General features: G+C 68.0%; 10 protein-coding genes. All 10 read right to left on the bottom strand.

Translation table 11 applies throughout. The features are described from left to right. Nucleotides 1-51: 51 nt before the first annotated feature. Nucleotides 52-738: a GNAT family N-acetyltransferase gene (locus MHZ35_RS02005; protein WP_239434145.1), complete on the bottom strand. Its 687-nt coding sequence runs from the start codon at nucleotides 736-738 to the stop codon at nucleotides 52-54. 395 nt (nucleotides 739-1133) lie between these two features. After that, entirely contained in the window at nucleotides 1134-1394 is a 261-nt protein-coding gene (locus MHZ35_RS02000; protein ID WP_239434144.1) for a DUF1467 family protein, read from the bottom strand. 5 nt (nucleotides 1395-1399) lie between these two features. Further along, nucleotides 1400-3037, bottom strand: a complete 1638-nt coding sequence (locus MHZ35_RS01995) for a ribonuclease J (protein WP_239434143.1) — start codon at nucleotides 3035-3037, stop codon at nucleotides 1400-1402. Nucleotides 3038-3116: 79 nt separating this feature from the next. Then, the gene (locus MHZ35_RS01990; RefSeq protein ID WP_239434142.1) at nucleotides 3117-3905 is read right to left on the bottom strand and encodes a type III pantothenate kinase; all 789 of its coding nucleotides are present in this window, start codon (nucleotides 3903-3905) and stop codon (nucleotides 3117-3119) included. Between the two features lie 40 nt (nucleotides 3906-3945). Further along, nucleotides 3946-4659, bottom strand: coding sequence for a biotin--[acetyl-CoA-carboxylase] ligase (locus tag MHZ35_RS01985; RefSeq protein WP_274615596.1), 714 nt, complete (start codon nucleotides 4657-4659; stop codon nucleotides 3946-3948). Beyond that, nucleotides 4656-6113: an NADH-quinone oxidoreductase subunit NuoN gene (gene nuoN / locus MHZ35_RS01980; RefSeq protein ID WP_239434140.1), complete on the bottom strand. Its 1458-nt coding sequence runs from the start codon at nucleotides 6111-6113 to the stop codon at nucleotides 4656-4658. Before nuoN ends, MHZ35_RS01985 begins: the two co-directional genes overlap by 4 nt. Continuing rightward, the gene (locus MHZ35_RS01975) at nucleotides 6113-7681 is read right to left on the bottom strand and encodes an NADH-quinone oxidoreductase subunit M (protein ID WP_125960036.1); all 1569 of its coding nucleotides are present in this window, start codon (nucleotides 7679-7681) and stop codon (nucleotides 6113-6115) included. Before MHZ35_RS01975 ends, nuoN begins: the two co-directional genes overlap by 1 nt. Before the next feature lie 109 nt (nucleotides 7682-7790). After that, complete coding sequence (nuoL, locus tag MHZ35_RS01970; RefSeq protein WP_239434138.1) at nucleotides 7791-9911, bottom strand: NADH-quinone oxidoreductase subunit L; 2121 nt, start codon at nucleotides 9909-9911, stop codon at nucleotides 7791-7793. 7 nt (nucleotides 9912-9918) lie between these two features. Next, nucleotides 9919-10224 carry an NADH-quinone oxidoreductase subunit NuoK gene (gene nuoK / locus MHZ35_RS01965; RefSeq protein ID WP_239434136.1) on the bottom strand — a complete coding sequence of 102 codons (306 nt, stop codon included), beginning with the start codon at nucleotides 10222-10224 and terminating at the stop codon, nucleotides 9919-9921. Then, nucleotides 10221-10832 carry an NADH-quinone oxidoreductase subunit J gene (locus tag MHZ35_RS01960; protein WP_125960039.1) on the bottom strand — a complete coding sequence of 204 codons (612 nt, stop codon included), beginning with the start codon at nucleotides 10830-10832 and terminating at the stop codon, nucleotides 10221-10223. The genes nuoK and MHZ35_RS01960 overlap by 4 nt, the downstream gene beginning before the upstream one ends. Nucleotides 10833-10899 lie beyond the last annotated feature (67 nt).

The following is a 10899-nucleotide window of genomic DNA, read 5'->3' as shown; positions in this document are numbered from 1 at the left end:
ACCATCCGACACCGGGCGGCAGAATGGCAAGCCCGGCCTTCTGCGAGCGAATCAGGCTGCGGTGAGGCGCGTCATCAGGATTTCGCAGCGGTGGCGGAAGCCGAGGCGTTCGTAGAGGGCGATCGCGGCCTGGTTGCTGGCATAGGCGTGGAGGAACGGCGTGTCGCCGCGGGCGAGGATGCCGCGGGCGACCTCGCGCATCAGTGCGGCGGCGTAGCCGCGGCCGCGATGATCCGGATGGGTGCAGACGCCGCTCACCTCGGTGAAACCGTCGGGCTGCATGCGCTCGCCGGCCATGGCCACGAGGCGGCCGTCCTGGCGGATGCCGACGAAGCGGCCGAGCTGGTGGGTCTTCTCGAAGAACGGGCCGGGTTCGGCGAGGGTTGCGAGCGCGAGCATCTCTGGCGCGTCGGCGTCGCCGAGCGCGATGGGGGTTATGTCGGGAGCGCGGGCGTCTGGGATGTGGGTTGCCACCATCTGGACGCCGACATCCTGGGACACGACCGCAAGGCCGGGGACCGACGGAGGGGCATCCGCCTGCAGCAGTGCGATGTCGCCGTGCTCGATCACCAGCGCGGCAAGGTTGGCGAGGCTCGGCTCCGCATCGTCCGCGAGCGCGGCGAAGACGCCATAGGCGGGGTGGTAGCGGCGGGCTGTGCCGTGAACGACGGCGAAGCGTGCGTGGCGGCCGTTGAGCGCGGAGAGGGCTGGAAGGTCGAGGGGGTGTGGCGCGGTCATGGGCCGGAGCTTAGTCGGAGTGGGGGTGCTTCGGTAGCGCTGGTGGCGAGGGGTGCCGCCGATATCGGGCCGCGTCGCAACTGGGCCCCGGCCTTCGCCGGGGTACGGTTGAGCTTTGGGGTTGGGCGGTTGGTTAGTTGCGGGGGTTCGGCTTTGGCCACACCCTGCCCCGTGATCGTACCCCGGCGGAGGCCGGGGTCCAGGTGGGGGCCGGTTGCGGCGAAATGTGCTGCAGCATTACCCCCCTTGCTCGCGTCACACCGTGCTCCTGCGCAGGCAGGAGCCCAGGGTTATGAAGAACGGCGCTTGTGGCTCTGGGCTCCTGCCTTCGCAGGAGCACGGTCTCTTGCAGATACGCGGCGGTGCGATCGCGCGGGGGCCGCCGCGCGGCGCGGCTAGCCGAAGAAGTCGAGGTTCTCCGGGGTCAGCCAGCCATAGATGTAGTTGAGGTAGAAGGCCCCGAAGAGGACGAGCGAGACGATCGTGGTGCGGAGCGCGATCCTGCCGGGAGCGAACTGGGCAGGCGCGCTTTCGGCCTGGCCGGGGACGTGGGCGTGGCCCGCCTCCTCGGCCGTGCGCATGCCGAACGGCAGGACGAGGAATGCGCTGAGCACCCAGAACAGCAGGTAGATCGCCAATGCCGACTGCCAGCGCATATCCCTCAGGCCTCGATCAGGAGGACGTCCACGATCGGCTTCTTGCCGGTCCAACGGGTCGCCACGCGACGCACCGCCAGGCGAAGCTGCTCGCGCAGCTTCTCGCGATCGCGACCACCCTTGCGCACCGCGGCCTCGGCGGCGTCGGCGGCTTCCTCCAGGAAGGGATCGCGCTCGTCCTCGACCGGCACGCCCTGCGCGCGCACCACGGCGTTGCCGACCAGGTTGCCGCGGCGATCGATCGCGACCGCAACCGACATCTGGCCATATTGCGAGATACGGCGGCGCTCGTTGATGGTGTTGCCGTCCGCCGGCAGGATCACGTCGCCATCGAGCGCGAGGCGGCCGACCACGGCGTGGCCGATGCGCCGCGGACCGCCGGGCGCGAGGCGCAGGATGTCGCCGTTCTGCTGGGTGATCGCATCCGGCACGCCCTGCGCCAGCGCGAAGCGGGTGTGCTCGGCGAGGTGACGGGCCTCGCCGTGAACGGGCACGACGAGATCCGGGCGGATCCACTTGTACATGGCGGCGAGTTCCGGACGCCCCGGGTGGCCGGAGACGTGGACGTGCGCCTGGCGATCGGTGATCATCTCCACGCCCTTGGTCGCGAGCGCGTTCATGATGCGGCCGATCGCGACTTCGTTGCCGGGGATCTGCTTGGAGGAGAAGACGACGCGGTCGCCCTGCTCCAGGCTGATCTGGTGGCTGCCGTCCGCCACGCGGGCGAGTGCCGCGCGCGGTTCGCCCTGGCCGCCGGTGGCGATGATCAGCACCTCGTTGCGGGGCATCGACATGGCGGTATCGAAGTCGACGGTCGCCGGGAAGTCGGTGAGATAGCCGGTGGCACGGGCGACGCGCAGGATGCGGTCGAGCGAGCGGCCGGCGACGCAGACGGCGCGGCCGGTCTCCTGCGCGACCTTGCCCAGCGTCGACAGGCGCGCGGCGTTGGAGGCGAAGGTGGTGACCATGACGCGGCCGCGCGCGCTGGCGACCGTGTCGAGCAGCCCGGCATAGACGTCGTCCTCGGAGCCCGAGGCGGTGTCGTTGAGGACGTTGGTGGAATCGCAGACCAGCGCGAACACGCCTTCGTCGCCGATCGCTTCCAGCTCGGCCGGGGTGGAGGCTGCGCCGACCAGCGTCGTCTTGTCGAGCTTCCAGTCGCCGGTGTGGAACACGCGGCCATGCGGCGTGTCGATCAGGAGCGCGTTCGCCTCCGGGATCGAGTGGGCGAGCGGCACGAAGCGGAAGCCGAACGGGCCCGCGCGGAAGCTGCCGGCGCGCTCGATCACCTTCAGTTCGACGGTGTCGGCGATACCCTCTTCCTCGAGCTTGCCGCGGATCAGGCCGGCCGTGAACGGCGTGGCGTAGATCGGCACGTCGAGGTCGGCGGCGAGATAGGGCAGCCCGCCGATGTGATCCTCATGCCCGTGCGTGATGACGATGCCGACGAGGTCGTCCAGGCGATCCTCGATGAACTGGAGGTCGGGCAGCATCACGTCGATGCCGGGATAGGCCGGATCGGCAAAGGTGATGCCGCAATCGACCATCACCCACTTGCCCTGGGTTCCGTAGAGATTGACGTTCATGCCGATCTCGCCCGAACCGCCGAGCGCGACAAATAGAAGTTCGTTTCCGGGAGTCACTGGGTTCTTTCTTCAGGTAACTCGCCGCCATCCCGCGACGAGGGGCCCGGCCGTGCCGGTGCCACTTTGCAAAATCTCTTCAGGCTTTGGCGGCTATATGGGTTCTTGCCCACAGCATCGCCAGCCCTCGCAAGGTGAGGTCCGCCTCTACCACGTCGAACACCGCGGTGCGCTGCTCGAACAAGATGGCGAGGCCGCCGGTCGCGATCACCTTCACCGGCCGGCCGATCTCCTGCTTGAGCCGGGCGACCAGCCCCTCGATCATCGCGACATAGCCCCAATAGATGCCGATGTGCATCTGGCTGACGGTGTTGCGGCCGATCACGGTGGAGTCCGCAGGCGCCTCGATCGCGATGCGGGGCAGCTTGGCAGCCGCGGTCACCAGCGCGTCGAGCGAGAGGTTGATACCGGGGGCGATGATGCCGCCCTTATAGGCACCGCGGAAGTCGACCACGTCGAAGGTGGTGGCGGTGCCGAAGTCGATCACGATCAGGTCGCCGGGATGCTCGGCATGGGCGGCGATGACGTTGAGCGCGCGGTCGGCGCCCAGGTTCTGCGGCTCGTCCACGTCGAGGGGGAAGCCCCAGGGGGCGGCGGGGCTGCCGGCGATCACCGGCTCCGTCCCGAAATACTTGCGGGCGAGCACCTGGAGGTTGTGGAGCGCACGCGGGACGACGGTGCCGATCATCACGCCGTCCACGTCGGAACGCTGGTGGCCTTCCAGGGCGAGCAGCTGGCTCAGCCACACGGCATATTCGTCGGCGGTCCGCCGAGGATCGGTCGCGATGCGCCAGCGCGCGTGGATGGTCTCGCCTTCCATCAGCGCGAACACGATGTTGGTGTTGCCGGCGTCGATCGCGAGCAGCATGGCGGCTTCTACCCTTTGGTTCGTGGCGGGCGCGCGGGCGTCAGGCCAGCAGCACGTCGCCTGCGTGCATGACATGGCGCGTGCCATCGGCCAAGCGCAGCAGCAACGCCCCGTCGGAATCGAGCCCGTCGAACAGCCCGGTGACGCTGCCGCCGTCGGGCAGGCGCGCGGTAAGCGCGGTGCCGAGCGGATGGGCGCGATCGAGCCAGCGCTGGCGGACGGGGGCGAGCCCCTCCCCCCGCCAGCGGCCAAGCCAGCGCGCGAAGGCCTCCGCCAGCGTCTCCAGGAAGGCGTCGGGTGCGACCTGGGCGCCGTGCGCGGCGAGGCTGGTCGTGACGCGGTCGGGAAGATCGGGATGGTGGGCGAGGTTGACGCCGATGCCGATCACGACCGTACCCCCTGCCCGCTCCAGCAACATGCCCGAGAGCTTGGCGCCGTCGACCAGCAGGTCGTTGGGCCATTTGAGCGCGAGCCCCGCCGCTTGCGGAAGATAGACGCGCACCGCCTCGTCCAGCGCGACGGCCGCGACGAAGGCGAGCGTGGATGCCGGGGGATCGGCCGCGCGCAGGTTTACGACGGTGCTGGCGTAGCAGTTGCCGGGGGGCGAGACCCAGGCGCGGCCGAGGCGGCCGCGGCCGGCGGTCTGGCGCTCGGCACGCAGCCACAGGCCTTCGGATGCGAGACCGGCCCCAGCCAACGCCAACAGGTCGGCGTTGGTGGAGCCGGTCTCCGCAACGACGCGGATGGTCGTCAGAACAGCGACCGTGCCGCCGTCATGGTCCAGGCGCCGAGCGGGGCGAGCAGGAACCAGCCCACCGGCGAGATGAACACGGCGGTCGCCGCGAGCAGGCCGCCCTCGAAGCGATCGGTGCGGACGGCAACGCCCTCTGCCGGTGCGTCGAAGTAGAGCGTCTTGACGATGCGCAGGTAGTAATAGGCGCCCGGCACGGAGCCGATCACCGCAACCACCGCCAGCACGAACAGGTCGGCCTGCACCGCGGCGTTGAACACCTCCAGCTTGGCATTGAAGCCGAGCAGCGGCGGGATGCCCGCGAGCGAGAACATCATGATCGCGAGCGCGGCGGCAAGGCCCGGATGCGAGCGCGACAGGCCAGCGAAGCCTGCGATCGTCTCGATCGGGCGACCCGCCACGTCGCGCATCTGCAGCACCACCAGGAAGGAGCCGAGCGTCATGACGATGTAGATCGCCATGTAGAACAGCACCGAGGCGACGCCCTCCGGCGTGCCGGCGGCGAGGCCGACGAGCGCGAAGCCGACGTTGTTGATCGACGAATAGGCGAGCAGGCGCTTGATGTTGGTCTGGCCGATCGCCGCGACGGCACCGAGCACGATCGACGCGAGCGACGCGAAGATCACGATCTGGCGCCAGTCGGCGGTCGCCGGGCCCATCGCCTCGACCGCGACACGCATGCCGAGGCCGATCGCCGCCACCTTGGGCGCCGAGGCGAAGAAGGCGGTGACCGGGGTCGGTGCGCCCTCGTACACGTCCGGGGTCCACATGTGGAACGGCACGGCCGACATCTTGAAGGCGATACCCGCGAATACGAACACCAGGCCGAACAGCAGGCCGAGCGAACGATCGCCGCCGAGGTCGCCGGCATAGGCCTGCGCGATGTCGACGAACAGGGTCGTGCCGCTGAAGCCGTACACCAGGCTGATGCCGTAGAGCAGGATGCCGGAGGCGAGCGCGCCGAGGACGAAATACTTCAGGCCCGCTTCGGCCGAGCGCGTGTCGCGGCGCATGAAGCTGGCGAGGACATAGGCAGCAAGGCTCTGCAGCTCGAGGCCGACGTAGAGCAGCAGCATGTCGCCCGCCGACACCATCATGCCCATGCCGGTGCACGAGAGCAGGATGAGGATCGGATATTCGGGCTTCAAGTTATCGCCGGCCGTCTGCGCGAAGAAGCGCGGAGCGACCATGATCGCGATCGCCGAGGCGGCGTAGATCAGCACCTTGGCATAGGCTGCAAAGGCGTCGGCACGGTACATGCCGCCGAACGCGGTCGTCCCCGACGAGGCCGGGCCGATGAGCGCGATGCCCGCACCGACCATGACGAAGACGGATGCGATGCTGACCGCACGGGTCGAACGCTGCCCGCCCCAGGCGGCGACGAGCATCAGCACGATCGCGCCGGCCGCGAGCACGAGCTCCGGCAGGGTGGTCGCGAGTTGGGATGCGTAGCTCATCAGTGCGCCTCGGAGTGTGCAGGGGCGCCGTGCGCCGCTTCGCCGCCGTGCTCAGCCGCCGCGGCCGCAGCCGCTTCGGGGTTGCCGGGGGTGGGTCGGGAATCGCTGGCCGGGGTCGCACGTTCGATGCGGGCCAGCAGCGTGGTGACGTCGTTGCGCATCGGCGCCATGAAGCTTTCCGGATAGACACCCATCCAGAGCGCCACGGCCGCGACCGGTGCCAGCAGCGCGATCTCCCGAACCGACAGGTCCGGCATCGCCCGCACGTCTTCCTTGTCGAGCGGGCCATAGGCGACCCGGCGGTAGAGGTAGAGCATGTAGGCAGCGCCCAGGATGATGCTGGTGGTGCAGATCAGCGCCGCCCAGGTCGACACCTGGTAGAGACCGGCGAGGCTGAGGAACTCGGCGACGAAGCCGCTGGTCCCCGGCAGGCCGATCGATGCCATGGTGAAGAACAGGAAGAACACGGCATAGCGCGGCATGTTTTCCGCCAGACCGCCGTAGCGGGCGATCTCACGGGTGTGCAGGCGGTCGTAGATGACGCCCACGCACAGGAACAGCGCGCCCGACACCAGGCCGTGGCTGAGCATCATGATCATCGCGCCTTCGATGCCCTGCCGGTTGAAGGCGAACAGGCCGATGGTCACGATCGCCATGTGCGCGACCGACGAATAGGCGATCAGCTTCTTCATGTCCGACTGCACCAGCGCCACGAGCGAGGTGTAGACCACCGCCACCGCCGAGAGCAGGAACACCAGCCAGGCCAGATCGCCCGAGGCATCCGGGAACATCGGCAGCGAGAAGCGCAGGAAGCCGTAGCCGCCGAGCTTCAGCAGCACGCCCGCCAGGATGACCGAGCCCGCGGTCGGCGCCTGCACGTGCGCGTCGGGCAGCCAGGTGTGGACCGGCCACATCGGCATCTTGACCGCGAAGGACGCGAAGAACGCCAGCCACAGCCAGGTCTGGACCTGCGGCGGGAAGTCGTACGCCATCAGCGTCGGGATGTCGGTCGTGCCGGCAGTCGAGCGGATGTAGATCATCGCGATCAGCATCAGCACCGAGCCGAGCAGCGTATAGAGGAAGAACTTGTACGACGCGTAGATGCGGTTCGCGCCGCCCCAGATGCCGATGATCAGGTACATCGGGATCAGGCCACCTTCGAAGAAGATGTAGAACAGCAGCAGGTCCTGCGCCGCGAAGGTGCCGATCATCAGCACTTCGGTAAGGCAGAAAGCGGCCATGTATTCGGGCACGCGATCCGTCACCGACTTCCAGCTGGCGCCGATGCAGATCGGCATCAGGAAGACGCTGAGCATGATCAGCAGCAGCGAGATGCCGTCGATGCCCAGGGCCCAGTTGAAGCCGCCGACGTTGATCGGGCCTTCGACGAACTGCCACTGAGCACCGCCCACGTCGAACGACGCCCACAGCAGGATGCCCAGCGCGAAATCGACCAGCGTGGCGAGGAGCGCGATCCAGCGCGCCGCCTCCGCCTTGACGAACAGGCAGGCGATAGCCGCGATCGCGGGGACCGCCAGCATCACCGACAGGATCGGGAACTCCATCACTTCGCGAACCCCCGAACCAGGATCGTTACATAGCCGGCCATTGCCGGACCCCCCATTGCTTGTTCGGCCATCCCGGTGCCGCGCCCGGCCGGTGCGCTCGCGCCGCCGATCACGACGCGATCGCCCAGGTGACCGCCGCCGTCAGGCCGATCAGCATGACGAAGGCATAGGTGTAGAGATAGCCGGTCTGCATCTTGACCGCGACGCGGCTGCCCAGCGCGACCACCGCGGCCGAGCCGTTGGGCCCGAACCGGTCGATGGTGCCCTCGTCGCCGCGCTTCCAGAAGAAGCGGCCGAGCGCGAACGCCGGGCGGACGAAGATGAGGTTGTACAGCTCGTCGAAGTACCACTTGCGCAGCAGGAACTGGTGCAGCGGACGCAGGGCGGTTGCCGTGCGACGCGACGTACCGGGCTTGAGCACATAGGTGACCAGCGCTGCCACGAAGCCGAGGATCATGACGATCGTCGCCGCCAGCTTCACCAGCATCGGCACCTCGTGCATCGCGTGCATCAGATGCTCGTTGAAGAACAGGCTGCCGCCCCAGAAGCGCGCGCCCTCCTCTGCCCCGATGAACCACGGGTTGAACACGAAGCCTGCGGCCACCGCGCCCACCGTCAGCACGATTAGCGGTACCAGCATCGGCAACGGGCTTTCGTGCGGGTGATAGCCGCCGGTGCCGGCCGGAATCTGGTCCGCGTGCGCCGCAAGGGTCGAAGGCGCATGGCCTGCGTCCTCGGCATCCGCGTGCACTTCCTGGCCGTGCGAGTCCGCAGCGGCATGCGCATGGGCGTGGTCGTCGTGACCGTGCGCGTCATGGCCATGGCCGTGGGCATCGTGGAGCGCATGCTGGATGTGCTCCGACGCGGCCCAGCGCGGCGTGCCGAAGAAGGTCAGGAAGATCAGGCGCCACGAATAGAAGCTGGTCAGCAGCGCGGCGAAGGTGCCGACGTAGAACGCCAGCGTACCGGTGCCGCCGGCCGCGAACGCCGCCTCGAGGATCGCGTCCTTCGAGTGGTAGCCCGCGAAGCCGCCCACGCCGTAGATGCCCACGCCGGTGATCGCGAGCGTGCCCGCCATCATCGCCCAGAAGGTGAGCGGGATCGACTTCCGGAGACCGCCGTAGAAGCGCATGTCCTGCTCGTGGTGCATCGCATGGATCACCGAGCCCGCACCCAGGAACAACAGCGCCTTGAAGAAGGCGTGGGTGAACAGGTGGAACATCGCTGCGCCATAGGCGCCGACGCCGGCCGCGAAGAACATGTATCCGAGCTGCGAGCAGGTCGAATAGGCGATCACGCGCTTGATGTCGGTCTGCACGAGGCCGATCGTCGCGGCGAACAGGCAGGTCGCGGCGCCGACGACGGTGACGACGGTGAGCGCCGTGGGGCTCACCTCGAACATCGGCGACAGGCGGCACACCATGAAGACGCCGGCGGTGACCATGGTCGCCGCGTGGATCAGCGCCGACACCGGGGTCGGGCCTTCCATCGCGTCCGGGAGCCAGGTGTGGAGGCCGAGCTGCGCCGACTTGCCCATCGCGCCGACGAACAGCAGCAGGCAGAGGACGGTCATCGTATCGAAGCGCGCGCCCAGGAAGCCGATGGTCGAGCCGGCCATGCCCGGTGCTGCCGCCAGAATCTCCGGGATCGAGACGGTGCCGAACACCAGGAAGGTGCCGAAGATGCCGAGCATGAAGCCGAGATCGCCGACGCGGTTGACGACGAACGCCTTGATCGCGGCGGCGTTGGCGCTGGGCTTATAGTACCAGAAGCCGATCAGCAGGTAGGACGCGAGACCCACGCCTTCCCAGCCGAAGAACATCTGCACCAGGTTGTTCGCCGTCACGAGCATCAGCATCGCGAAGGTGAACAGCGAGAGGTAGGCGAAGAAGCGCGGCTGCGACGGGTCCTCGCTCATATAGCCCCAGCTATAGAGGTGGACGAGCGCGGACACGCTGGTGATCACCACCAGCATCACGGCCGTCATCGCATCGACGCGCAGCGCCCAGGCGATGTCCATGTCCCCGGACACGATCCAGGTGAACAGCGGCTCGACGTGCGCGACCTGCGTGCCCGTCATGAAGCCGATGAAGATCGGCCAGGACATGGCGCACGAGGCGAACAGCGCGCCCGTGGTCACGATCTTGGGAAATGCGGTGCCGAACGCACGGTTGCTCAGGCCCGCGATCGCGGCGGCCAGGAGCGGCAGGAGAACGATAAGCTGGATCACCGAATGATCACCCCTTCATCCGGTTGACGTCGTCGACCGAGATCGCGCCGCGGCCACGGAAATAGATCACCAGGATCGCCAGGCCGATGGCGGCTTCGCCGGCGGCCACGGTGAGCACGAACATCGCGAACACCTGCCCCACCAGGTCGCCCAGGTAGGAGGAAAAGGCCACGAAGTTGATGTTCACGCTGAGCAGGATCAGCTCGATCGCCATCAGCAGCACGATCAGGTTCTTCCGGTTGAGGAAGATGCCGAGCACGCCGAGCGTGAACAGGATCGCCCCCACGACCAGATAATGGATCAGACCGATCACAGCTCCACTCCCTGCCCGACGGGCTGATTGACGTTGCGAGTCGCGTCCTTGGAACGACGGTTGACCTGGCGGCTGACGTTCTGGCGATGGCTGTCGGTGCGGTTGCGGTGCGTGAGCACGATCGCGCCGATCATGGCGACCAGCAGCACCAGCCCCGCGCCTTCGAAGACGTAGAGGTAGCGCGTGTAGAGCAGGTGGCCGATCGCCTCGATGTTCGGGAGCGCGCCGTCGATCGGCGCGATGCGCCGGCCGAGCTCGATGCGGCCTGCCGACCAGGCGCCGACCGCGATCAGGATCTCTGCCACCAGCGCCACCGCGAGCACCAGGCCCAGCGGCAGGTAGCGGACGAAGCCCGCGCGCAGCTCCGCGAAGTCGATGTCGAGCATCATGACCACGAACAGGAACAGCACGGCGACCGCGCCCACATAGACGATGACGAGCAGCATCGCGATGAACTCGGCACCGACGAGCACCATCAGGCCGGCCGCGTTGAAGAACGCGAGGATCAGCCAGAGGACGGCGTGGACCGGGTTGCGCGACGTGATCGTCAGCGCCGCCGACACGATCACCACCGCGGCGAAGAGATAAAAGGCGAGTGTATGGATCACGGACGCGTTGGGCCCCCTGCCCTCCGTTCGCCCCGCGCGCTGCGCGAGGCCGGTTCACTTCTTGAGG

It is taken from the genome of Sphingomonas sp. ACRSK (assembly GCF_022346685.1).
GTDB classification, from domain to species: Bacteria; Pseudomonadota; Alphaproteobacteria; order Sphingomonadales; family Sphingomonadaceae; genus Sphingomonas; species Sphingomonas molluscorum.
This window is presented reverse-complemented; position numbering and strand designations above follow the sequence as displayed.

Coding starts and splice junctions, on each gene's coding strand:
- MHZ35_RS02005 (WP_239434145.1), bottom strand. CDS start 738: ATGACCGCGCCACACCCCCTCGACCTTCCAGCCCTCTCCGCGCTCAAC.
- MHZ35_RS02000 (WP_239434144.1), bottom strand. CDS start 1,394: ATGCGCTGGCAGTCGGCATTGGCGATCTACCTGCTGTTCTGGGTGCTC.
- MHZ35_RS01990 (WP_239434142.1), bottom strand. CDS start 3,905: ATGCTGCTCGCGATCGACGCCGGCAACACCAACATCGTGTTCGCGCTG.
- nuoN (WP_239434140.1), bottom strand. CDS start 6,113: ATGAGCTACGCATCCCAACTCGCGACCACCCTGCCGGAGCTCGTGCTC.